At 36.3% G+C, this 24,513-nt stretch carries 21 protein-coding genes, 1 pseudogene and 1 riboswitch; of the genes and pseudogenes, 12 read left to right on the top strand and 10 right to left on the bottom strand.

The window, feature by feature from the left end:
* Nucleotides 1–165 precede the first annotated feature (165 nt).
* Nucleotides 166–1,368 carry an MFS transporter gene (locus EUC40_RS21680; RefSeq protein ID WP_156576575.1) on the top strand — a complete coding sequence of 401 codons (1,203 nt, stop codon included), beginning with the start codon at nucleotides 166–168 and terminating at the stop codon, nucleotides 1,366–1,368.
* Between the two features lie 33 nt (nucleotides 1,369–1,401).
* Here EUC40_RS21680 and EUC40_RS21675 read toward each other — a convergent pair whose 3' ends face one another.
* Entirely contained in the window at nucleotides 1,402–1,740 is a 339-nt protein-coding gene (locus EUC40_RS21675) for a winged helix-turn-helix transcriptional regulator (RefSeq protein ID WP_071711046.1), read from the bottom strand.
* Nucleotides 1,741–1,909: 169 nt separating this feature from the next.
* On the opposite strand from EUC40_RS21675, the gene EUC40_RS21670 reads away from it, so the two are divergent.
* Together EUC40_RS21670 and EUC40_RS21665 are read left to right on the top strand one after the other, a co-directional pair.
* The gene (locus tag EUC40_RS21670) at nucleotides 1,910–2,449 is read left to right on the top strand and encodes an ester cyclase (RefSeq protein ID WP_156576574.1); all 540 of its coding nucleotides are present in this window, start codon (nucleotides 1,910–1,912) and stop codon (nucleotides 2,447–2,449) included.
* A gap of 19 nt (nucleotides 2,450–2,468) precedes the next feature.
* Complete coding sequence (locus EUC40_RS21665; protein WP_156576573.1) at nucleotides 2,469–3,017, top strand: NAD(P)H-dependent oxidoreductase; 549 nt, start codon at nucleotides 2,469–2,471, stop codon at nucleotides 3,015–3,017.
* Between the two features lie 54 nt (nucleotides 3,018–3,071).
* Here the strand turns inward: EUC40_RS21665 and EUC40_RS21660 are convergent, their stop codons facing one another.
* Both EUC40_RS21660 and EUC40_RS21655 read right to left on the bottom strand, forming a co-directional pair.
* Nucleotides 3,072–3,590 carry a general stress protein gene (locus EUC40_RS21660; RefSeq protein WP_156576572.1) on the bottom strand — a complete coding sequence of 173 codons (519 nt, stop codon included), beginning with the start codon at nucleotides 3,588–3,590 and terminating at the stop codon, nucleotides 3,072–3,074.
* Between the two features lie 30 nt (nucleotides 3,591–3,620).
* Nucleotides 3,621–5,360: an SgrR family transcriptional regulator gene (locus EUC40_RS21655; protein ID WP_156576571.1), complete on the bottom strand. Its 1,740-nt coding sequence runs from the start codon at nucleotides 5,358–5,360 to the stop codon at nucleotides 3,621–3,623.
* Nucleotides 5,361–5,467: 107 nt separating this feature from the next.
* On the opposite strand from EUC40_RS21655, the gene EUC40_RS21650 reads away from it, so the two are divergent.
* Nucleotides 5,468–6,730 carry an MDR family MFS transporter gene (locus tag EUC40_RS21650; protein ID WP_156576570.1) on the top strand — a complete coding sequence of 421 codons (1,263 nt, stop codon included), beginning with the start codon at nucleotides 5,468–5,470 and terminating at the stop codon, nucleotides 6,728–6,730.
* 45 nt (nucleotides 6,731–6,775) lie between these two features.
* Here the strand turns inward: EUC40_RS21650 and EUC40_RS21645 are convergent, their stop codons facing one another.
* From EUC40_RS21645 to EUC40_RS21635, 3 genes are all read right to left on the bottom strand, one after another.
* Nucleotides 6,776–6,979 carry a hypothetical protein gene (locus EUC40_RS21645; RefSeq protein ID WP_156576569.1) on the bottom strand — a complete coding sequence of 68 codons (204 nt, stop codon included), beginning with the start codon at nucleotides 6,977–6,979 and terminating at the stop codon, nucleotides 6,776–6,778.
* Nucleotides 6,980–7,138: 159 nt separating this feature from the next.
* Nucleotides 7,139–8,338 (bottom strand): ABC transporter permease, encoded by a 1,200-nt coding sequence (locus EUC40_RS21640; protein ID WP_156576568.1) that lies wholly within the window; start codon nucleotides 8,336–8,338, stop codon nucleotides 7,139–7,141.
* Between the two features lie 60 nt (nucleotides 8,339–8,398).
* The gene (locus tag EUC40_RS21635; RefSeq protein WP_071711038.1) at nucleotides 8,399–9,823 is read right to left on the bottom strand and encodes an amino acid permease; all 1,425 of its coding nucleotides are present in this window, start codon (nucleotides 9,821–9,823) and stop codon (nucleotides 8,399–8,401) included.
* 146 nt (nucleotides 9,824–9,969) lie between these two features.
* Nucleotides 9,970–10,151: riboswitch (Lysine riboswitch) on the bottom strand.
* Between the two features lie 200 nt (nucleotides 10,152–10,351).
* Between EUC40_RS21635 and racE the strand changes: the two genes are divergently transcribed.
* Nucleotides 10,352–11,179: a glutamate racemase gene (gene racE / locus EUC40_RS21630; RefSeq protein ID WP_156576567.1), complete on the top strand. Its 828-nt coding sequence runs from the start codon at nucleotides 10,352–10,354 to the stop codon at nucleotides 11,177–11,179.
* 51 nt (nucleotides 11,180–11,230) lie between these two features.
* Here the strand turns inward: racE and gapN are convergent, their stop codons facing one another.
* Nucleotides 11,231–12,670, bottom strand: a complete 1,440-nt coding sequence (gene gapN / locus EUC40_RS21625; RefSeq protein ID WP_156576566.1) for an NADP-dependent glyceraldehyde-3-phosphate dehydrogenase — start codon at nucleotides 12,668–12,670, stop codon at nucleotides 11,231–11,233.
* Between the two features lie 624 nt (nucleotides 12,671–13,294).
* Here gapN and EUC40_RS21620 point away from each other — a divergent pair.
* The 5 genes from EUC40_RS21620 to EUC40_RS21600 all read left to right on the top strand — a co-directional run bounded on the left by EUC40_RS21620 (nucleotide 13,295) and on the right by EUC40_RS21600 (nucleotide 19,588).
* Nucleotides 13,295–15,055: an ABC transporter ATP-binding protein gene (locus EUC40_RS21620; RefSeq protein WP_071711034.1), complete on the top strand. Its 1,761-nt coding sequence runs from the start codon at nucleotides 13,295–13,297 to the stop codon at nucleotides 15,053–15,055.
* Nucleotides 15,052–17,052 (top strand): ABC transporter ATP-binding protein, encoded by a 2,001-nt coding sequence (locus tag EUC40_RS21615; RefSeq protein ID WP_156576565.1) that lies wholly within the window; start codon nucleotides 15,052–15,054, stop codon nucleotides 17,050–17,052. The genes EUC40_RS21620 and EUC40_RS21615 overlap by 4 nt, the downstream gene beginning before the upstream one ends.
* A 290-nt stretch (nucleotides 17,053–17,342) precedes the next feature.
* Nucleotides 17,343–18,140, top strand: coding sequence for an amino acid ABC transporter substrate-binding protein (locus tag EUC40_RS21610; RefSeq protein ID WP_000732849.1), 798 nt, complete (start codon nucleotides 17,343–17,345; stop codon nucleotides 18,138–18,140).
* The gene (locus tag EUC40_RS21605; protein ID WP_000281495.1) at nucleotides 18,127–18,825 is read left to right on the top strand and encodes an amino acid ABC transporter permease; all 699 of its coding nucleotides are present in this window, start codon (nucleotides 18,127–18,129) and stop codon (nucleotides 18,823–18,825) included. The genes EUC40_RS21610 and EUC40_RS21605 overlap by 14 nt, the downstream gene beginning before the upstream one ends.
* Nucleotides 18,826–18,853: 28 nt before the next feature.
* On the top strand, nucleotides 18,854–19,588 hold the full coding sequence (locus EUC40_RS21600; RefSeq protein WP_156576564.1) for an amino acid ABC transporter ATP-binding protein: 735 nt from the start codon (nucleotides 18,854–18,856) through the stop codon (nucleotides 19,586–19,588).
* Between the two features lie 50 nt (nucleotides 19,589–19,638).
* Here EUC40_RS21600 and sasP read toward each other — a convergent pair whose 3' ends face one another.
* On the bottom strand, nucleotides 19,639–19,842 hold the full coding sequence (sasP, locus tag EUC40_RS21595) for a small acid-soluble spore protein, SasP family (RefSeq protein ID WP_000013349.1): 204 nt from the start codon (nucleotides 19,840–19,842) through the stop codon (nucleotides 19,639–19,641).
* A gap of 473 nt (nucleotides 19,843–20,315) precedes the next feature.
* Between sasP and EUC40_RS21590 the strand changes: the two genes are divergently transcribed.
* A complete protein-coding gene (locus EUC40_RS21590) occupies nucleotides 20,316–20,561 on the top strand; it encodes a hypothetical protein (protein WP_156576970.1) in 246 nt (81 codons plus the stop codon).
* A gap of 18 nt (nucleotides 20,562–20,579) precedes the next feature.
* Here the strand turns inward: EUC40_RS21590 and EUC40_RS21585 are convergent.
* Together EUC40_RS21585 and EUC40_RS21580 are read right to left on the bottom strand one after the other, a co-directional pair.
* Nucleotides 20,580–22,035, bottom strand: a pseudogene (locus EUC40_RS21585) (YheC/YheD family endospore coat-associated protein).
* Between the two features lie 20 nt (nucleotides 22,036–22,055).
* Nucleotides 22,056–23,108: a YheC/YheD family protein gene (locus EUC40_RS21580; RefSeq protein WP_156576562.1), complete on the bottom strand. Its 1,053-nt coding sequence runs from the start codon at nucleotides 23,106–23,108 to the stop codon at nucleotides 22,056–22,058.
* A gap of 129 nt (nucleotides 23,109–23,237) precedes the next feature.
* Between EUC40_RS21580 and EUC40_RS21575 the strand changes: the two genes are divergently transcribed.
* Nucleotides 23,238–24,374, top strand: coding sequence for a DUF445 domain-containing protein (locus tag EUC40_RS21575; protein WP_156576561.1), 1,137 nt, complete (start codon nucleotides 23,238–23,240; stop codon nucleotides 24,372–24,374).
* Nucleotides 24,375–24,513 lie beyond the last annotated feature (139 nt).

Raw genomic sequence — 24,513 nt, 5'->3', positions numbered from 1 at the left:
CTGAATGATAGTCATTCACCTAATGCTTATGTATGTGTGGAAGGATAGAGTGAAATTCTAATGAGTGGGGCATCTTCATTCATTATTAGCCCACAAATAGCAGGATAAAGAAAAAGCTTGTTGGGCATTATTTTGAGAGGAACTTACGGGAAGAGGTGTTAAAACATGAAGAAACCGATAAAAGAACAAAAGATGGTATTGGTCATTCTTTTGAGTAATATATTTATCGCTTTTTTAGGGATTGGATTAATCATTCCGGTTATGCCGTCCTTTATGAATGATATGAATTTAACAGGGAAGACGATGGGATATCTCGTTGCAGTGTTTGCAATGGCTCAGCTCATTACGTCACCTATTACAGGCCGATGGGTCGATCTTTATGGTAGGAAGAAAATGATCATCATTGGATTATTTATTTTTGGTGTTTCAGAACTTCTTTTTGGATTAGGAAAAGATGTGTGGATGCTTTATGTAGCACGGGTGTTAGGCGGAATTAGTGCTGCGTTTATTATGCCTGGTGTTACGGCATATGTTGCTGATATTACATCTATTAAAGAACGTCCAAAGGCGATGGGATATTTATCTGCGGCTATTAGTACTGGATTTATTATAGGACCTGGAATCGGTGGGTTTATTGCAGAATACGGTATACGTGTGCCGTTCTTCGTAGCAGCAGCAATTGCTTTTATAGCATGTGTAATTTCTATCTTTATTTTAAAAGAACCGTTAACAAAAGAAGAGCTTGCAGAGATTTCTGCTAATACGAAAGAATCAAGTTTTATTGGTGACTTAAAGAAATCATTACATCCAATGTATGCAATTGCATTTATTATCGTATTTGTACTCGCATTTGGATTATCAGCGTATGAAACTGTGTTTAGCCTGTTTTCTGATCATAAGTTTGGTTTTACACCGAAAGATATTGCGGCAATTATTACAATTAGTTCAATCTTTGGGGTAGTTGTGCAAGTATTTATGTTTGGAAAATTAGTAGACATGTTTGGCGAAAAAGTATTAATTCAAATATGTTTAATTGTAGGAGCAGTATTAGCGTTCGTATCAACTGTAGTCTTTAATTATTGGATTGTACTTCTCGTTACTTGCTTCATTTTCCTAGCATTTGATTTACTTCGTCCCGCTTTAACGACGTTTTTATCAAAAGCAGCTGGAAAAGAGCAAGGATTCGTTGCTGGTATGAACTCGACGTATACGAGTTTAGGAAATATCGCAGGACCAGCGATGGGTGGAATATTATTTGATATGAATATTCATTATCCATATGCATTTTCAGGAGTTGTTTTAATAGTTGGTCTCGGCATTACATTTATGTGGAGAGAGAAGCAGCTAGCTGAAAGTTTTGCGAAGTAATAAAACCCCTTACGACGGTAAGGGGTTTTTGTTTTATAAACTTAATCCAAACCGTTTTAATTCAATAAAAATCCCCTCTAATTGTTTTCCTTTATCCGTTAATGTGTACTCTACACGAGGCGGAACTTCTGGATATACTTTTCTCGTTATAATGCCTTGAGATTCTAATTCTTTTAGTCGAAGCGATAATGTTTTCGGACTAATCCCGTCCATTGATTTCTGCAAATCATTAAAGCGTAATGTTCCTTCGATAAGAAGATCACGAATAATTAAAAACGTCCATTTTGTACGAATTACATCAAGCGTTTTAGCGATAGGACAAGGTATGCCAGGTAAACCTTTCGTTAATTCAACTGGATCTATATTGTTCATGGAACTAGCCTCCATAAAATTTTTTTGAATGAATTTGCTTTATAGTATCACAAAACTATACTTTTAGTAACTATATGAAAAAAATATCACTACTTCCATAAAGGAAGTTAGTGCATATACAATAGCAATACGAAATATAAAGGGTTTGTATGAGGGGGAGGTGATTTTCATGGGGATAAAAAAGTTGTTTGGGTTCCTTAGTTTGTTTGTTATTTGTATCGTACTTGTAGCGTGCGGCGGGGAGCAAAAAACTGAAGTCCAGCTATTAAAAGAAATGCCACAGCCAAAAGCAATGACAGTTGATCCTTCAATCAGTAAAAAGGAAGCGACCGAAATGGTTCATGCCGCGCAGCGTTTTTATACATTTTGGGATACAGGTAAAGAGGAGCTTATTCCGCAGACTGTTGCTGAAAATTTTTTCGATAATACATTGCCGAAAGGGCGACCACAAGGCACGGAAGGGTTAAAGTTTGCGGTACAAAATTTTCGTAAGGTTGTGCCTGATATACATTGCGAGATTGAAGATTTATTAGTCGTTGGAGATAAAGTAACAGCTCGTCTTTCTTTTACAGGAACGCATAATGATACGGAAATCAATTTTTTTGCAATTGATATTTTACATGTGAAAGATGGAAAGATCATGGAAGACTGGCATTTGGAAGATAATCTTACGCTGAAACAGCAACTTGGGTTAATAGCCGAGGAATAAAATAAGGGAGAGAAAAGCGATGGGAAATATATTTATTATAAATGGACATGAAAAATACGGTACGAAAGAAGGGCGATTAAATAGAACGTTAGTGGATCATATGGTAACGGTATTAAGCGAGAATCATCATGTGAAAACAACAACGATTCAAGATGGCTACAATATGAAAGAAGAACAAGAGAAGTTTTTATGGGCGGATGTTGTAATTTATCAAACACCGATTTACTGGTTTAGTGTACCGGGCTTATTTAAAACGTATATGGATGAAGTATATGAATACGGTTTGTTCTTTAAAGGTGCTGATGAATATGGAACAGGTGGTTTATTAAAAGAGAAGAAATATATGTTTTCTACAACTTGGAATGCACCTGAGAAAGCATTTGGAGATAAGACGAAGTTCTTTGAAGGGGAAAGTTTAGAATCAGTGCTTAGTCATTTACATCGCGTGCAAAAGTTTCTCGGTATGAGTCCGTTAAAGAGTTTTGCTTGTTATGATGTGGTGAAGAATCCAAATATTGAGCAATATTTATTGAACTTGAAAGATCACTTAGATGGAGTAATTAAATAATAGTTTGGATCTGTATGTGAAGAAGGTACTACTAAGGATGTAGTACCTTCTCTTTCATGAAATACGTTGAAAATCTTTACTTATACAGGACTGTTTTAGTTTTTTTGATTTGATTAAATGTTTCATATCAGAGATGTTATCGTATGAAAGCTGAGTATGATAATAGTTAATGTACTCAAGTAATGCAAAAATATAAATAAATAGAGTGAATGATAGCCCGCCTAAAGGTAAGTGGGGATACCAAATTACAAAATCAATAGTAAACGTAATAAATCCCGTGATAATTAATGCTATATTTATCTTTTTAAGTACTTTTAAATATTGAATCATCCTAATAGGCGTAACAGATGTTTTCTCTTTTTTTAGTCGTTTCCACTTTACGTACCAGTAAATTGTTCCTTGTAATAAGATAAACTCTAAAAGAAGAAATGAGACCCAAAAAGAATGTAGGGAATATAAATGTAACGTAGGATAAGCATAATTAAGTAAGTAACTTGTGAAAATAAAAGTAATGACTGAAAATAATTCACCTGTGTATAGATAGGAAAGTCTTTTTTCTAGGTTGTGTTTCATGGTTTCTCTCCTTTTATAATGACTCACATTTTAAGACCTGGATGGCTGTATCCATAACTTCGCAAAATTCGCCCAACCGAATGAATCAATTGTTACGTTTTTCAAAGAAGAGGGATATGTTTTTCTTTTTAAAACGTGATAGTTAAATAAAATGATGTGTTCTTCTTGTAAAAACTCTTCAATCTCATCCATGAGTTCATAACGCTTTTCTTTATTTTCTTCTAGTAAAAATGTATCTAGCAAACAGTTAATTTGTTTTTCATAGTGTGGGTCCATGAACCGTCTTACGAAGCAACTTTTATTTTTAAATACATTTAAGAATGCAATCTCATGATCGATAGCAAACACTTCTCCCATTAAAATAATATCGGCATGTTGATCGATAGTACGATTCATATAATCGGAAACGAGAAATGGGTGGAGTTCTACTTGTATACCTAAACTTTCACAACGTTCTTTTAGGAAATCTGCATCATTTGCACTATCTTTAAATGCGAAGAAATAAATATGTATCGTCTCTCCATTATAGGTGCTCTTTTTCAAATATTCTTTCGCCTTTTTTAAAGAGGAAGATCTCTTCTTGGCTTGGCGACTTTTTTCAGGAAAAAAGCTCGAAGCAGCAATTGTTCGTCTGCCTTCTATGTTACTAAGTATCGTTTCAACATCATATATTTCTCTCCAAGCTTTACGAAAATAAATGTCGTGATGCGGACCAGATTTTGTAAAGTTGAACCCAGCATAAACGCAGCCTATTTCTTCTATTTGTATGTCGTGTCTGTCATCTTCCTCTTCATTTGGCAGCTCATAGTCAGAATCTACTTGCACATGATCAGGAATACCCCAAAATTCAATACGGTCTAATAATGCACGCTCTTTAAAATAATGGGTGAATGCTTCGAGTACGATATTATCTTCAGAGTAATGAGCAAGTTTGAAAGGTCCCGTTCCGATGTAATGATGATTTTGAATACTCGCATCATGCGGCAAAATTGCGAGCTGCATGGAACTTACATAGTGTAAGAAAAATAAATTGGGCTTTGCTAAATGGAATCGAATTTGAAGTGGTGATGGTGTTTCAATTTGAACAATCTCTTCTGTTAACCATTCGAAAGGAGAGTGAACTTGCTTTAATCTTTCAAATGAAAATTGAACATCTTTAGAAGTTAAAACTGTTTCGTTATGAAAATGTATATCTTTTCGTAAATAGAACGTCCATGTAAGCCCGTCTTCACTTAATTCCCACGTATGTGCAATGTGCGGTTCCATTTTTTCGGTAATATCGTTATAAACGACTAATGTATCAAAAATTTGACTCGTAAGATGGCTCTCTGTTGTGACAGCCGCAAAAGCGGGATCCAGCGGCATTACTTTTCTTGATATTGGAATTTTTAAAATGTCGTACATATCATTTGAAGGTTCATAGCCAAAATGATGATGGAGTTTACCTTCAATGTTCTTATGAAGTGTAGGAGGCAAGGGCTCCTTTAAAAGAAGAAAGACATCCTTTAATTTTTCTTGTGCTAATAGTTCATCTGTATGGGATTCAACGGCTTCTATGAAACTATGTACAAATATAATTTCTGTTTTATTCCCACGACCTCGCCCTGGAGTCCAGTGAATTAATTGTTCTTCACTCATTTTCTTTAATAAAATTTTTACGTTTTTCGTACTGCAATATAAAATATCCGCTAATTCTTGTAAGCTATTTCGTATATGTTGTTGATCTTGTGCATGTAATCTTAAACGAATGTAGTAGTCCATAATCTTCATGCGTATACACTTCCTTCTGTCATAAAAGGGGAAACTCTTTAGAATATTCTAACCTTTTTCTTCCTCTTTTTCAAAGTAAAATAAGTAAGCATAAGGAGGGGGAAACAATGGGATTTTGGAGTATGCATCGAAATATAAAAATTAGAATTATAACTTCGTTTTTAACACGTACTGTGTCCACAATGATTTTTCCATTTATGGCGATTTATTTTTCAATCAAGTTAGGTAGTGCGCTTGCGGGTGCTTTATTGCTAATCAATGTGTTAGCTTCATTAATTATTGGTTTATATGGTGGGTATGTTGGGGATCGGCTCGGTCGTAAAAAGGTGATGATTATTGGACAAAGTATACAAGTCGTTTCCATTGCTTGTATGGGGATTGCAAACTCAGATTATGTAGATTCTCCGTGGTTAACATTTGTGTTTATGTTAGTGAATAGTTTAGGATCTGGACTTATGAACCCAGCGACAGAGGCAATGTTAATTGATGTGAGTACACCTGAAAATCGAAAAGTGATGTACAGCATTAATTACTGGGCTATTAATTTATCGATTGCGATTGGAGCGATATTTGGAGGATTACTATTTGAGAACTATAGATTACAACTGTTTATCGTGTTAACGCTTGTTGCCGTTATTACTTTATATGTGATGGCTGTATATATGGAAGAAGTGTATGTAGCGCGCAAAACAGTAGAAAAGAAAAATGTGTTAAAAGATATGGCAGATAGTTATAAAGTTGTGATGAAAGATAGGGCGTTTTTAATTTTTTGTTTGGCAAGTATATGTACATTATCGTTAGAGTTTCAAATTAATAATTATTTAGGCGTTCGCTTGCAGAAGGAATTTGAAACGGTTCACTTTTTCTTCGGTAATGGTTTCACGTTTGATTTAACAGGTATTCGCATGCTGAGCTGGATTTCTGCAGAGAATACAATTTTAGTTGTGTTATGTTCAGCGCTTCTTATTAAAATGCTGAAAAGCTTCAACGATTTGAAAATATTATATGTAGGCTTATTCATTTATACAATTGGATTTACAATACTCGGAACGAGCAATAGTTTATGGATTTTATTAATGGCAGGGATTTTCCAAACGGTAGGCGAGATGATGTATGTGCCAGTGCGTCAATCTATTATGGCAGATATGGTGCCAAACGAGGCGAGAGGTTCTTATATGGCGATTAATGGGATGGTCTTTCAATTTGCAAAAATGAATGGAGCATTAGGTGTTATGCTAGGTTCATTTCTTGCATCTTGGGGCATGAGTGCTCTGTACTTTATCGTTGGTATGAGCAGTATTTTATTATTTATGAAGGCGATAGGGAAAGAGAAGTATCAGGATGAACGGAATGTTTCTCAGATTGGATAAATTATATAAAAAGCGAACGAACTAGGATCGCTTTTTATATAATTATTAAAACGGATCAACGTCAGCTAAATTTGGGGTGGTGCTCGGTTGTAGTAAAAGGGTTTTTAACGTTCCTACTTCAGAAAGCGCGACCAATATGTAGCCGCTAATAAGTACAATAAGTCCGACGACGCGTAATGTTTGTAAGGTCACTTCACGCTTATTCGTTGCTGCTGAACTTTGGGGCGTTGAAGGTGGAGTGTTGTTCATAGTAGGGCTCCCATCTTTTTTTATTTGTATGTGTGAAATCATTGTTTAACGTATGGAGTGGAATTGTATAGTCATTTTCACTATATGAGAAGTGCCTATGAATAGTGATAAGAAATTTTAGGACGAGAAAAGAGGCTGTTGTATACAGCCTCTTTTACGTTAAAATGAGGAAATCCGTTTTTTTGTTTTTGGTACAATAATAAATTTGATCCATAGTAACCCGGCAATCATAATGATAAGACTATGTAGAATTTGTCCTGTAGAAACAAGTATAACAACTGAAAATACAGCTAATTGAATGACTAGCAATATGAAAATTAAGTGAAGAAATTGCTTCATTCGTTTCTCAGTACCAATCGGATATAATGCTACAATAATATTTCCCGAAAAATATTTCCACAGAGAGCGAAGCTGCATAGAAATCATATATAGGACGATATAAGCGATAGCACCTTTTACATATATATTCGGAACAAAATATAAGGCGAAAGCACCGATTAACCCTAAGCGAGTATATATACCGAAATAATCATTTCCGCGTAAAAATGCTAGTGTATGTAAATAGAAGAAAGTTGCTCGTTTTTTATGTAATAAAGGTTCAATCCAATTCGTAAGCCATTTTCTGCTATTTACTTGTTTTTTTAGTTGCGGTACATCGGTGAAGATGCTCGCAAATTGATAAAAGCGTATGTCCATTTTTTCTTCTTGCTCGATTATGTAGTCCCACGGTATTCGTTTTGTAGGTTGTTTTTTCGTATATAGAAATAGGAAAGCGAGAAGTAAAAGTAATCCGCCTAACACGATTACATTTGCTGTATAAAACAGCATGTAAATAATGAGTGCGTTACAAATAAGACGAGTGATAAGCCATATGCTTTTTTCGTGACTATCACGCCACATCCAATGTATGTACATATTCCAAGCTTTCGTAATCATTAAAACGATAAAGATTGTACATAAGAAAGGTACCGTTACTTGTAATGATTGCAGGGCAAGTGGAACGAGAATAAGGAACGTAAATAATAATGGGAAAAGCTGAATGATGTAATTATATAGAAGAGACTTTTTAAAATAAGATGTTAGTTTCTCTTCTAATGCAAGCAAATAGACAGCATCAGGTTTTTGAATAAATGTACGGATCGAGCATCTCGTTATAATGAATGTAAGTACAATCGTGATGAGTAGTAAAGATATTCCTTTAGAAGGAGATGCTTTTAGAAACTGAGCATAGTAGTATGCGCCAACGCATGAAATAAAGATAAAGCTATATAGTAAACCGTTAATCATACGTGCAAAGTATGTAATGATATTTTGAATATGTTGTTGGAAGCGACTGCTCCATAGTGATTCGATTGACATGTTTTTCACCTCTTTGTTCTATTATATATGTTTTACAAAAGAAAAAACGAGCAAATTGCGTTATGCAACTTGCTCGTTTTTCTTTTCGTTATTTTTTTTCTGATCACGATTCATTAATGGATAGAAGGCAAAACCGATTACGAATAAACCAATTCCGAGAAGGAACGTTTTAATATCGGATGCACCCGTTTTAATAACCCATAGTGCGTAACAAAGTGCGATAACTGCGACTATACCATCTGTAATTCTTGCCCGCATTTCATTTTTATACGTTTCACCAGTTGCAACTAGTTTTAACTGGAAGATTGGCGAAACGAGATATGGAATGAGATAAGCTAAAGTCGAGACGGTAATAACGAATGTATAAGCTTCCGCAATGGTTCCTGATAATGTTGAGAATAAGAACACTTGCGACATAATGTTTGTTAGTCGTAATGAGTAAATTGGACTTCCTTTTTTATTTGTTTTTGCAAAGAAGGAAGGGAAGAAACCTTCTTTTGCTGCTTGATAAGGCACTTCTGAGCTTAATAAAATCCAGCCTAAGATAGAACCGAATAGGGAAGTAAGAGCAAGTAATGCCATCAATTTCCCGCCGCCATGACCCATTGCAGCATTTAATGCATCCGCTAATGGACGTTCAGAAGCTTGTAATTTATCAACGTGAAGCACACCCATTGTTAAAATCGTAATTCCTAAGTAAATGGCAACTGTAATTAGTAATCCTGCAACTGTTGCACGTTTTACTGTTTTTGGAGAAGTAGCACGATTTGATAAAAGAACGGCTGATTCAATGCCGATAAATGCCCAAAGTGTTGTAAGAGCGGCTAAGTTTACTTGTGAAAGAAGGCCGTGTGATACACCTGATTTATCGACCATCGGTGTGTACCATTGTCCAAACTTAGAAGCTTCAAATGCGAATAAAGTAACGACGATGAATAAAAGGAATCCAGTTACTTTCGTTGTTGTTGCTAAGAAGTTTAGTTTTCCAGCTCCGCTTACACCGTTTGTTAATATAATATGAGTTCCCCATAGTAAGATGGAACAAATAGTAAATGTAATTAGTTTTCCGACTTCTATGTTGAAAGAACCGATTGAAAATAGTAGTCGTGTATCTTTCATGATCGGGAAGAAGAGTGATAAATATCCCGCAAAAGATGTAATAATGGCAACGTTACTTGCCCAGTTTGCAACCCAATATCCCCATACCATACTGAAACCAGCCATTTTTTTCTTTTTTGGTGATGAGAATAAAGCATATGCATGACTTTGTGGTCCTGTCGTTAAGTCAGGACGACGAATTGCTAAATTACCGAAAACAAGAGCTAGCATTAAAACACCAAACCCTGTTGTTAACCAAGCTAAAGTGACACCGAGAGGGCTTGCTGTTTGTGCTAACGTACTTGGCACCATGAAAATCCCAGCGCCAACCATGTTACCGACAACGAAAGCTGTTAGTACCCAAAAGCCCCATTTTTTTTGTTGCATAGAAAATACCTCCAAAGTTAGTATAACCAAGTCAAGCGAGGAGATATGTATGTCTTCTTAGTAGAGAAGAGAAGTCCCAAACAAAACAAAAAAAGCACGTAATTTGCCGCTACATGCTTTCTATCTTATAAGAAACCCACGACATACCTCTCGATAGCTCTCCACAAACGAAACGTTTGTGACAGTTCTGCACTTATTAAATGCAGACCCAGCAAGCGTGCATGGTGGACACGACTTACTTCGGCAACCATTCCTTTCTCATTTCTTCATCAATGCCACTACATCTCCTGAAATGATACTCTTAATGATTGCAACCTCTACCTCACCGAGATACGAATGAGGATTTAAATATTAAATTAACGTATTTAAGAGTAACAAATGAATTTTTATACGTCAATGGATATAGTAATAATCAGATTATAGAGAAGAGTTTGTGATTAAAAGAGAGAGGGATTATTATGTAATATCGAATTTTCATAATATAATAAATATTATGAGGGCTAGAAGATTGAGAAGGGGATGAAGTATATGTCTACAGGTCATAAAAGTTCCGTAATAGGTGTGCTAGATTCGGGAGTTGGGGGATTAACAGTTGCGAGTGAAATTATAAGACAATTGCCGAAAGAGAGCATTTATTATATTGGTGATAATAAGCGTTGTCCGTATGGACCAAGAAGTGTAGAGGAGGTACAATCTTTCATATTTGAAATGGTTGAATTCCTCAAACAGTTTCCGTTAAAAGCTCTAGTTGTAGCATGTAATACTGGTGCAGCAGCTGCATTGACTGCGCTGCAAGAAGCACTGTCCATTCCGGTTATTGGCGTTATACATCCAGGAGCAAGAGCGGCAATTAAAGTGACAAAGAAAGGGAAAATCGGAGTAATTGGAACTGTAGGTACGATCCAGTCTAATATGTATGAAAAAGCATTACACGAGCTTGATACATATTTGGAAGTGCATAGTCACGCGTGTCCGACTTTAGCTACAGTTGTAGAAAATCAATTAGAAGATATAGCATATGTAACGCAGCAAGTGAAACAAGCTTTACTGCCATTAACGAAAGAAGATATAGATACGTTAATTCTCGGATGTACGCATTATCCACTTTTAGAGTCTTATATTAAAGAGGAACTAGGAGAGGGTGTAACGATTATTAGTTCTGCAGAAGAAACAGCGATAGAGTTAAGCACAATTTTACAGCACAAAGGAATCCTGTCTGACAATTTGAATCCGAAGCATCGTTTTTTTACAACAGGCTCTGTTTCTTCATTTGAACATATTGCTGAGAGATGGCTAGGGTATCAAATTTCTGTAGAATATGTGAATTTACCTATGGAGAAACAACTCGTGAACTAAATTGTATAAAAAGAAGCTGATCTAAAACTAGATCAGCTTCTACATATAAGATTAAACTAAGTTTAATACAGTTACTTTTTCACGTGTCATAGACTCAAGGCTCTTACGAATACCTTGTGCGCCCATACCTGAACCTTTTACACCGATGAATGGGAAGTGGTCAGGGCCGCGCTCTGTGCGTCCGTTAATTTGAACAGAACCAGTTTCGATTTTGTTAGCAATTGCAAATGCTTTGTTAATGTCTTTTGTGAAGACACTTGCTTGTAAGCCGAACTCTGATTTGTTAGCAATTTCAATTGCTTGCTCATCTGAAGAAACACGGATGATTGGAAGGATTGGGCCGAATGGCTCTTCCCAAGCAACTTTCATTTCTTCTGTTACGTAGTCGATTAATGTTGGGTAAATTAAGTTACGCTCACGTTTGTTACCGATAACGATTGTAGCACCTTTTTCTACAGCATCGTCAACTAAACCTTGAACGAAGTCAGCAGATTTGTCGTCGATTAATGGAACGATTGTGCTGTCTTGTTCTGGAGATCCAACTGATAGCTCAGCTACTTGCGCTTTTAATAAGCTAACAAGCTCGTCCGCTACGTTTTCGTGTACAAGTACACGTTTAATAGCTGTACAACGTTGACCAGAGTAAGAGAATGCACCGCTTACGATATGGTTTGCAGCATCTTGTAAGTCAGCATCTTCACGAACGATACCAGGGTCTTTACCACCAAGTTCTAATACAAGTGGAATCATTGCAGCTTTTTTCGCTAAATGTTTACCTGTGTTTGTACCACCTGTGAACGATACCATATTGATGCCAGCATGCTCTACTAAGTAGTCACCAATTACAGAACCGCGTCCTGTAGCTACGTTTACAAGACCTTTTGGAAGGCCAGCTTTATGAAGTGCTTCAACCATTTTAATACCGCTAATTGCACCTTGAGTTGCAGGTTTGAAAATAACAGCGTTACCCATAATTAATGCTGGTGCAAGTTTTGCAGCAGATAAGTTTACTGGGTAGTTAAATGGTGCGATTGCTAATACAACACCGAGTGGTGCACGTTGGATAATCGCAAGTTTAGATTTTGTACCGCCCGGGAAGCTATCGCCCATCATGCTTTCTCCGTGCATATGTAAAGCTTCTTCGATAGTATAACGAATGAAGTCAGCTGTACGAACAACTTCTTTCTTCGCATCTTTATATCCTTTACCGACTTCTTTCATAATGATATCGGCAATTTCATCTTGCATATTTACGAGCTCATCAGCCCATTTATATAAATATTTTGCGCGATCTTGTAGAGAAGCTTCTGCCCATGATTTTTGAGCTTCTTTTGCAGATGCAATTGCTTCATCTACTTCTCCGCGAGTAATTGCTTGTACTTGTCCAATTACTTCGTGTAAGTATGGAGATGGGATTTCGATTGTTTCTCCTGAAGAGCTTTCTCTCCATTCTCCGTTTAAATAAAATTTGTACGTATTGCTAGTTGTCATGATTAGTCCTCCTAAAATAGCAACTTGTAAGAGTGAGTATAAGGTGATTGTAGGGGGTTTGAGAATATTTTTCAAATGAAATGTTTGTGAAAACGATTTCTTATTCTTTTTTTATTTTGTATGCCCTTTCTTACAGAACATTCTCTTATTTCAAACTGATTTATTATGTCATGTACCATCTTCATTTTTTGTGATTTTCGTGTATTTTATTTTATGTGTAAAAAAATAATTGACAGAATACTCAATAAAGTTGTAAGATTATAAATGGAAAATAAATGAAAGGGGTGTGCGTAATGATTGTAATCGTAAATGTAGTGAGTTTAGCTCTGTTAAATGGCAGAAAACATTCATATCATTACGCAACCCGTACGGATATATAAGGCATCTTTGTCTTATAAAAAGCGTACGTTGCGTATATCGTAACGTACGCTTTTATGCATTTTTGTGCATATCGTCAAGCGACGGTATGCTTTTTTTTGTTTATTTTCCACGCGTTACTAAATAAAATTTGGGAAGGTGGAAAAATGTGATGAGACTGTATGGCTTACGAAATGTAAATGTGATGGGTTTAGATAGTGGATAACGCAATGAGAGGCAAACGAGAACGAGAAGGGAGAGGTTACATTGTTGTCAGTATTACTAAAGTTAAAATGGTTTTTTAGGGAGCATTGGAAGAGATATAGTATCGCCATTGGGGCTCTTTTAATTGTGAATATAGTTGAAGTCATCCCCCCGAAAGTGTTAGGGGTTACGATAGATAATATAAAAACAGGAACGTTATCGAACGAAGCAATTATACAGTCTATTCTTATTTTAATAGGGGTTACGATAGTTGGATATGGCCTCACTTTCGTTTGGCAACATCAATTGTTTGGTGGTGCATTCGTACTTGAAAAAACGATGCGTTCTAAATTTATGGGGCATTTACTTAAGATGTCACCGACGTTTTATCAAAAAAATCGTACTGGCGATTTAATGGCGAGAGCGACAAATGATTTGAAAGCAATCGCTATGACAGCTGGTTTTGGTATATTAACGCTCGTAGATTCTAGTTTATATATGCTTACGATTGTCTTTATGATGGGGTTTACAATCAGTTGGGAGCTTACATTTGCGGCACTTATACCGCTTCCGATTATGGCATATGCAATGAATATATATGGGAAGAAATTGCACGAAAGATTTACAGTTGCGCAAGATGCGTTCGGTGATATGAACGATAAAGTACTGGAATCGATTGCCGGCGTGCGCGTTATTCGTGCGTATGTGCAAGAGAACGCAGATCAGGAAAGGTTTCATCATTTAGGAGATGATGTCTACGAAAAAAATATGAAGGTAGCAAGAATCGATGCATTATTCCAACCAACTGTGAAAATGCTTGTCGGGCTTAGTTATTTAATCGGTTTAGTGTATGGTGCGTATCTTGTATTTCAATCAAAGGTAACACTTGGTGAACTTGTTTCGTTTAACGTGTATTTAGGGATGATGATTTGGCCGATGTTTGCAATTGGTGAATTAATCAATGTTATGCAAAGAGGAAATGCGTCGCTCGACCGTGTGAATGAAACATTAGCGTATGAACCGGATGTTAAGGATCCGAAAAATCCAAAGCTTGTACAAGAGCCGGATTATATTCAGTTTGATGACGTTACCTTTTCATATCCTTCATCAACTGAAACAAATTTAAAGAAGGTTTCGTTTACATTAAAACAAGGAGAAACGCTTGGAGTGGTTGGGAAAACAGGAAGCGGAAAAACGACGCTCGTACGTCAGCTTCTTCGTCAATATCCACTTGGAGATGGGGATATTGCAGTCTCTGATGTGACATTAGATAAAATGACGAATGAAAATGTACTCGGGTGGATTGGATATGTACCGCAGGAACATATTTTATTCTCAAAAACAGCGAGAGAAAATATTTTATTCGGGAATAGGGAAGCGACGGAACAAGAACTACAGAAGGCGATTGAAATTGCAGCGTTTAAAAAGGATTTAGAGTTTTTACCAGAAGGATTAGAAACGCTCGTTGGAGAGAAAGGTGTTTCTTTATCAGGAGGGCAAAAACAAAGGATTTCGATTGCGCGAGCTGTAATTCAAAATCCAGAAATTTTAATTTTAGATGATTCTTTATCAGCTGTTGATGCTCGTACGGAAGCAGCCATTATTGAAAATATAAGAACGGAAAGAAGCGGAAAGACGACGATTATTACGACGCACCGTTTATCTGCAGTGCAGCATGCGGATTGGATTCTCGTTATGGATGAAGGTGGAGTAATGGAAGAGGGTACGCATGATCAGCTTCTTCGAAATAATGGCTGGTATGCTGAGCAATTTGAAAGACAACAAGGGGAAAGTGAAAGTGCGGATAGTGGGGTGAAAATATGAGCGTTTCAAAACGATTGTTTCAATATGCGATGAAAGTGAAAGGGACGATTTTTGCAGCGATGCTAATGTTATTTATTTTCGTCATCGCAGAGCTTGCCGGTCCTTTCGTCGCTAAAACGATGATTGACGATCATATCGTTGGGATAGAGAAACCTTGGTATGAAACAGAAAAGAGTGAAGAGGCTGTTTCGTATAATGGTGCTTTTTATAAGCGAAGTGATCGTTTTGAAAAAGGTGAGACAAAAGGAAAAGAAGTGCGCGTGATGCAAGTCGGTTTTCAATATTACTTTGTACCAAATAAAGTGAATATTGAAGGAGCACGTACTGTAAAAGGTGATATGATTACCGTTAAAAACGATAAGGCAGTGCAGGTGTATAAAGCGAAAGCATTAACGAAGGAAGAAGTGTTTGCGTTTTATAAGCCAGAAATAAACCGTCTATTATTACTTGGTAGTGGCTATTTTGCTTTACTAGTAGTTGTATCATTGTTTGCATATGGAAAACAGTTCTTCTTGCAGAAAGCAGCGAATAAAATTATTCAAATTATGAGGGAAGACGTCTTCTCTCATATTCAAACGTTGCCGATTCGGTACTTTGATCATTTACCGGCGGGGAAAATTGTTTCGCGCGTAACGAATGATACAGAGGCCATTCGTGATTTGTATGTAACGGTGTTGGCCACATTCGTTTCGAGTATTATTTACATTATCGGGATTTTTGCAGCGCTATTTTTACTCGATGTGAAGCTTGCGTCGTTATGTTTATTAATTATCCCGATTTTAATTGTTTGGGCGATTCTTTATAGAAAGTATGCGTCCGTCTATAATCATAAAATGCGTTCCCGTCTATCTGATATTAACGGAACAGTAAATGAATCGATTCAAGGTATGCCAATTATTCAAGCGTTCCGTCAAGAGCATGAAACGAAAAAAGAGTTTGAAGAATTAAATGGCGATTACTTTAAATATCAAAATAAAATTTTAAATTTAAATGCAGCGACTTCGCATAATTTGGTGTCTGTATTAAGAAATATTGCATTCACAGGTGTGATTTGGTATTTCGGCGGTGCGTCATTGAGTGCTACAGGTATTATTTCACTTGGGGTACTGTATGCGTTCGTCGATTATTTAACAAGATTGTTTTCGCCAATTACGAATATGGTGAATCAGCTTGCGAACTTGGAACAAGCGCGCGTTGCATCCGAGCGTGTTTTTGAATTGTTAGAGGAAAAGGGAGAGGCAGTAGAAGAAGAACGTATGTCTCGTTTACAAGGAAATGTGAAGTTTGATAATGTGTCGTTTTCTTATAATGGAAAAGATGAAGTGTTAAAAAACATTTCATTTGAAGCGAAACAAGGGGAGACGGTTGCACTTGTCGGTCATACAGGATCGGGGAAAAGTTCAATTATGAATGTACTCTTTCAGTTTTATGAATTTGAAAAAGGGAAGCTTACGATTGATGGACACGATATAAAAGAGATGCCAAAACAAGCTATTCGTGAGCATATGGGGATTGTATTACAAGATCCATTTTTATTTAGCGGAACCGTTGCATCTAATGTAAGTTTAGAGAACGAAAAAATTTCAAACGAGCGTATCGTAAAAGCATTGCGTGATGTTGGTGCTGAGAAATTTGCAAACAATATAAATGAAGAAATTACAGAAAAGGGTAGTACGCTTTCCACTGGAGAGCGTCAGCTTATATCGTTTGCTAGGGCTCTCGCTTTTGACCCAGCCATTTTAATTTTAGATGAAGCAACGTCTAGTATTGATACAGAAACAGAGGCGATGATTCAACAAGCGCTGGAAGTTGTGAAAAAAGGAAGAACGACATTTATTATCGCGCACCGTCTTTCAACAATTAAAAGCGCAGATCAAATTATTGTACTCGATAGAGGAACAATATTGGAAAAAGGTTCTCATGATGAACTAATGAAAAAGCGCGGGCGTTATTATGATATGTATAAAACGCAAATGGAAGGCAATCAAAGTGCTTAATAGAGAAGAACTTGCGATTTTCGCAAGTTCTTTTTGTATTGATGAACATATCGGTTCTTCTATAAATTACAATCGGTTAAATAAGAAGTATTATTTTACCTTTCCTACAATAAATGCTATATTAAAAAATGTTACTTATTTTTTGTATGTAGCGTTATTTTTCCATTTTGTTTGATTATGAAGAAAAAGGATAAACTAAATAAGAACATTTTCATTGAAAAATTGTTCAAGATTGCATACAATCAATATAGTTTTTAAATTCCTATCAGAATACTTGGAGGATTACTATCATGAAAAAATTATTTTCAGTGCTTGCAGTAACTACATTAGCGATCGGGATTGTAGCTGGCTGCGGTAAAGAAGAGAAAAAAGATACAGCTAGTCAAGACGCATTACAAAAGATTAAACAAAGTGGAGAACTTGTAATTGGAACAGAAGGTACATACCCACCGTTCACATTCCATGATTCAAGCAATAAATTAACTGGATTTGATGTTGAATTAGCAGAAGAAGTTGCAAAACGTTTAGGTGTAAAACCTGTATTTAAAGAAACGCAATGGGATAGCTTACTTGCAGGATTAGATGCGAAACGTTTCGATATGGTTGCAAACGAAGTTGGTATTCGTGAAGACCGTCAAAAGAAATATGATTTCTCTAAACCATACGTTTCATCTTCAGCGGTATTAGTTATTGCAAAAGATAAAGATAAACCTGCTACATTTGCTGATGTGAAAGGTTTAAAAGGAGCGCAATCTTTAACAAGTAACTATGCGGATATCGCGAAGAAAAACGGTGCGAATATTGAGAATGTAGAAGGCTTTAGCCAAGCGGCAGAATTATTGAATACGGGTCGCGTTGATTTCACAATCAATGACAAATTATCAGTATTAAACTATTTAGAAACGAAAAAAGATGCAAAAATTAAAATTGTAGATACAGAAAAAGAAGCTTCACAAAGTGGATTCTTATTCCGTAAAGGTAGCGATAAGCTTGTACAAGAAGTAGATAAAGCGTTAGAAGATATGAAAAAAGATGGTACGTACGACAAAATAGCGAAAAAATGGTTCGGTGAAAATGTATCTAAGTAGTGCGTTGGTTTCAGATCGACTGTCTACTTGGATAGATATTATGCAGTCTTCCTTCATGCCTATGCTGAAGGAAGCTGTTTTTACAACAATTCCATTAACGCTTATTACGTTTATTATCGGGATTATACTTGCGACGTTAACAGCACTTGCACGTATTTCAGGTAGTCGTATTTTACAATGGATTGCTCGTATCTATGTATCTATCATTCGCGGAACACCACTTCTTGTACAATTATTTATTATTTTCTATGGTCTTCCAACTCTTAATATTGAGGTTGAGCCGTATACAGCAGCAGTTATTGGATTTTCATTAAACGTTGGTGCATATGCATCAGAAATTATTCGTGCTTCGATCCTTTCTATTCCGAAAGGACAGTGGGAAGCAGCTTACACAATTGGGATGACATACCCGCAAGCATTAAAACGCGTTATTTTACCACAAGCAACGCGCGTATCTATTCCGCCGCTTTCGAATACATTTATTAGCTTAGTGAAAGATACTTCATTAGCATCATTAATTTTAGTAACAGAAATGTTCCGAAAAGCACAGGAAATTGCGGCAATGAATTATGAATTTTTAATTGTTTATTTTGAAGCAGGTCTTATTTATTGGGTTATTTGTTTCTTATTATCAATCGTACAACAGATGTTAGAAAAACGTTCAGAACGCTACACGTTAAAATAATCCTTTCACAAAAGGAGTTTTTGTTTTTATGATTTCAATTCAGCACTTACAAAAAAGTTTTGGAGATAATACCGTACTAAAACATATAGATTTAACAGTTGAGAAGGGCGAAGTTGTCGTTATTATTGGGCCGTCTGGATCTGGTAAAACGACGTTCTTACGTTGTTTAAACGTACTAGAAACACCGAATGCGGGCACGATTCGTATTGGCGGGGAATCACTAGACTTCTCGAAAAAAGTAACGAAAAAAGATATTGTAAATCTTCGTACGCAAACAGGAATGGTGTTCCAACATCATAACTTATTCCCGCATTTAACAGCACTTCAAAATGTAATGGAAGGGCTCGTTACAGTGAAAAAGATGGGGAAAGAAGAAGCGAAGAAAAAAGCAAACTATTTCCTTGAAAAAGTTGGTCTTGCGGATAAAGTAGACTTATATCCATTCCAATTATCAGGTGGACAACAACAGCGCGTAGGAATTGCTCGCGCGCTTGCGATGGAGCCGGAAGTGTTACTATTTGATGAGCCAACATCAGCGCTTGATCCTGAGCTAGTTCAAGAAGTTTTAAAGGTTATGAAAGAGCTTGCTAAAGAGGGTATGACGATGGTCATTGTAACGCACGAAATGCGTTTTGCTCATCAAATTGCGAACCGTGTTATTTTCATGGATGGCGGTGTCGTTGTCGAACAAGGGACACCAGAAGATGTATTTACAAATCCGAAAGAAGAACGCACGAAAAGGTTCTTACAAATGTTGCAGTAAATAAGGAAGGTCTCAAGGCATATGCCTTGAGACCTTTTTGCCATATATATTTATTTTTGGAATCCGCCAAGGCTTTGTTCAGCCATTGCAACTAGACGTTTTGTAATTTCTCCACCAACAGAACCGTTAGCGCGAGCCGTAGAATCTGCTCCTAATTGTACACCAAATTCTTGAGCGATTTCGTACTTCATTTGATCGATTGCAGCTGTTGCTCCTGGTACTACTAATTGATTGTAAGAACTTTGGTTTGCCATAGGAATATATCCTCCTTAGAGTATAAAAGTTTTTTTGGTTGGACTAGCTGGAGTTGAACCAGATTATCGCCCCGGTTGGCGCTAATCCATCGGTAATTAAGTTTGTACTCATAGTATGGATGTTACCTAGAAAGATATACGAAATAATAATTTGTAAATTTTGTAAAAAAATATTAGCGATTTCGTAAATTATGAAATAAGAGTAATCGTTGTATTTTTAAGAAAGAAGGCTAAACTAAGAGCGATATGAGATAGGTTGTTCTCGTTGTAACCCGCTATTTTTTAGCTAATTATTAGCTTCTTATTTATGATGTATGAAAGTGAGATAAATTGCAGCTTCGTAAAATGAAAAATAAATCGGCAACAACTTCATAGTCCTGTTTTAACTAGTGGTGCATGGTTAGATGGTCTCTTCTAATTTAAAGAGAAAAGGTTGTACAAGTTTTTAAACGATAACGTATGGAGGAATCATGATGGGAATTTGCCCGCTTTGCAATGCATTAGAATTACAAACATATTCTTGTCAAAATTGCCAAGGTATACTCCAAGATTATGGGAAGGCTGTAGATTACATAGACGATTATAGCGCGTATATGGATCAAGAATTATTAAGTGCAGTGGATGGTTTAACACATAATCATTCACAAGAATATTGCAATCATATTTTTTATTGCGGTGTGTGTCATGTGGAAACAGACGTTGCAGTAAAACTCGTGTAAACAAAAACTTCCACCTTATCATTTAGGTGGAAGTTTTTGTTTTTGTATTTGTGAGTGAATCATAGGAGAAGGAATATTTCCAGTGTTAGGAGCAGACTTGGATTGTATGTGAGATGTTTTTTCTTTCGAATCACGCAAAGAATGTTCAGTTAAGTAGATGGCATATTCGTAAAATAATTGGCGCGTCAATTCACTCTGCTCTTTTAACTTTTTATCTTGGAATACAGTTCGCCCTGGTTTAGAATTTGCTTCAAATAGCCACGGATTTTCCTGTGTGTCTAAACCGATATCAAAACCGATTTCGCCAATGTTTCCGGTTACTTGCTCATCCAGTGCATAACTGATTTGCAAGGCTGTTTGTTTTAATTTGTTTTCAATTTGAACTTGTTTCGTTGAATCCGGAAAAAGCTCTTGCAGTAATTTTGTGTCACCGCCGCTATTTACATGAGTCGTTAAGCTACCTTTCCCAGCGATTTTGGCGACGATGGCACTGACGACCCAATTACCGAAATGATTTTTATTTGTATGAATACGGAAATCAACAGGTTGCCCGTCAAAGCGGAGTAACGAAATACCTTGCTGTACGATAAATTTTTTTAAATCATGTCCTTTTAATACATGGTTCAGAAGTGTTTCCAATGATTGATACTTTCTTAGTTTATTTTCTTCATTCTCGCGATAACGACAGTAGTAGCAATTTTCTGTTTGAGAGTAAAATAGCTGATGAATATTTCTTCCGAAGCTACCATGTATCGGTTTCATGTAAATGGATTTATACGTACCGAGAAATCGTTCTACTTGTTCGAAGTGTTGAAATGCTTCTGTGTTTGGTAATAAAGGCATGATTGACTCGTCTTTCATGAGAAGTTGATGAACTTCCCATTTGTTGAAAAACCCTGGATTAAACCACGGAATAGCGTAGTCATGTTCTAATTTTCTTTTTGCTCTGACGATTGGTTTATAATTTTCTGCTTGGCGGTTTGGTAATCGATCATAAATGACATTTGGTAAAGGGACTTTGTTCTTTTGCCATGTTCCTTCTTGAAAGAAAAACCCTTCAATTGTTTCTTCTTCCCAGTGTATATGTTGAACGCCAAAGACGAATACGAATGGTCGTAACGTGAAGGGTGGTGTTAGTAACTCACTGAGAGACGTTGACCGGTTTCCTAAAGGAGTAGGTGAGTCATCGTTGAAGCCCGTTGTGAAAATGCCGATTAATGGTCCGAAAATAATGGTTTGATTTTGTGTAAAGGCATGAATGGTAGTGGACTCAGGGAGTAAAAGTTTTTCGGCAATATGTTTTCCAATCATAATTTCGCGAGTAAAAGAATAATGAATTTTTACATCTTCACTTGCAACATGACGTATGCCGAAGGATAGGGATGTAATAGGTGGTGTAATAGAAAAAACGTAAGGTAAAGTAATACTATTTGGATGTTCATCTGAAATATTTAATGTATATGTGCTCTTTCAAAATAAGGTTTCCTCCTTTCGTTATGGTGTAAAACGGCTAAACTTTAGTGGTCCGTGAAAGATTTTTTCAGCTAATGCATCACTATGACGAATGTAGCGTTCATAAGGGGGAATTGTGTTTACATACATAAGCCAAATAGCTCCTTTTTGATCCATAATAGTGGAAAGTTCTAGTTCGAATAAGGAAGTATAAGAGTGGTCCAATGTTTGAAACACTTCATTGATAATGTCATGTAAAGCGTCTTGTAATAGTTGAACGCCAGTACTAGATAGTACATATTTAATTTTTGAAAATGAATGCAGTGAGGAATCATCTGTTGCTGAAAGTAAAAATTGATTCGGAAATGAGCTCGTTTGTATAAATTGACCGATAACGTTCCAAGTATGTTCTTTACTTTTTTGCAAAATAGTTCGAATGTGGAGTGGGTATGTTAATTGATTTGGTGGTTGGAGCATCGTATGTGTGATGTAACGTGCTGAATGTACGTTAGATTTGTACCAACATATAAATTCATCTGTCCGCTTGAATTGAGTAGAGGTATGGTATGTTTCATGTATTGTATCGATATAAAATGTTTTATTTTTATAAGCGACCCGGTACAAACTTTCATTGGAATGTGCATTAGTAGGGCGTATAATAATATCCTTTGTTTTTAATAATAGTTTGAAAATGTTTTGTATCGTTGCTATTTCGAATTTTGGTATATAAGGAGATAACTTTTTATTAGTGAGAAACAAATCATGTAGTTCGCTTAAGTCAATGAGTGTGTTATTTAAAAAGGTAGTGGTAGGGCGGTTGTGTAACGATTGGATAATTGGTTTTGCTTTTTCAAAGTCTGTTTCCTCATGAAAAGAATAACGATCATATATATAAGAAGGAATCGGGAATGTTTGCTCTTTCCATTTTCCTGTATCTGTATCATAAATAAGACCAGAAACAAGGTCTGTTTTAGGATCAATACTAAATGGCGTAAACTGGGCAACGACATTATGATAAAGCCGAGCGCGTTTCGCGATTTCGGTGTAATACGTTTGCTCATAATGAATTGGAGAAGTTAAAAGACCAAGAACCAACGAAATCACTCCTTTACAAACATTTGCATAATAGGCGAAGCTATATATTGCAAATACGTTTTTATACCATTATACTTTTGTCCGTATGATGATATGCTATAGTTTTGGAGAAGCGAAAGGTTGATTATAATGAATACATGGTTAAGTATGTTAACGACGACAGGGCTCGGAGCAATTATTGGAGGATTCACAAATCATTTAGCGATAAAAATGTTATTTCGTCCTCATCGTCCTATTTATATCGGGAAGTTTCAAGTCCCATTTACGCCAGGATTAATTCCGAAACGCCGAGATGAGCTTGCTGTTCAATTAGGAAAAATGGTTGTCGAGCATTTGTTAACGCCTGAAGGAATCGGAAAAAAGCTAACAAATGAAGAATTTCAAAAAAGTTTAATTCAATGGACACAAGTAGAAGTGGATAAAGTAATGACGAATGAACAGTCACTGCGACATATGTTAGAAAAATGGAATGTATCGCATGTAGAAGAAGAGGCAACAGAAAAAATCGAACGTGTGATTACAGAAAAAGTAGAGGCATTTTTAGCAGAGTATTATACATATACATGGGAACAAGCTTTACCTCATTCTGTCCATGAAAAAGTAGAGCGTGTGATTCCGAATATTTCGGCGTTTATTTTAAAGCGAGGAATTGAGTTTTTTGAAAGTGAAGAAGGGAAAGCACGTCTTTCAAAAATGATTGATGATTTCTTCGCTTCTCGCGGAACGCTACTTAACTTAGTCGGGATGTTTTTAGGAAATGTAAGTGTAGTAGATCGTGTGCAGCCAGAAGTCATTAAGTTTTTAGGACAAGATGGCACGAAGCAAATTTTAATTGACGTACTGCAAAAAGAGTGGGAAAAGTTAAAAGGAAGAGATGTTAAAGAAGTAGAAGTATTTGTAGAGAAAGAAATGATTGTAAGCTCCGTGCTGTCAGCTGTTAAAGTAGAAGAAACAGTAAGTAAATTTTTAAGTCAGTCTGTTCAGCAAGTATGTGAGCCGGTTCGAGAAATAATACTTGAAAAAGTGGTTCCAAGCATAGTAACGAAAGGCTTGAAGTGGGGAACAGAAAATGTAGAGAGCATACTAAACAATCTACATCTTGCGGAAATTGTTCAGCAAGAAGTATCTACATTTTCAACAGAGAGACTAGAAGATCTAGTTCTGTCCATTACAAAAAATGAACTGAAAATGATTACGTATTTAGGAGCATTATTAGGTGGAATGATCGGACTTGTGCAAGGATTGTTACTGTTGTTTCTTAAGTAATAAAGATGAGTACATAGAAATAAAAGTGAAATTTCTTCACATCTCTTGCATAGTTTGATATGGTAAGAAGAGGTGCGTATGAAAACGTACTTAAAAGGCAGTGCGCATGACAAGTGCTAGCCTTCTAAAGGAGGAAAAA

The sequence above is a fragment of the Bacillus luti genome, assembly GCF_009739945.1.
Classification (GTDB): domain Bacteria; phylum Bacillota; class Bacilli; order Bacillales; family Bacillaceae_G; genus Bacillus_A; species Bacillus_A luti.
Note: the sequence above shows the minus strand (reverse complement) of the source record. Positions and strands in the feature narration are given on the sequence as shown.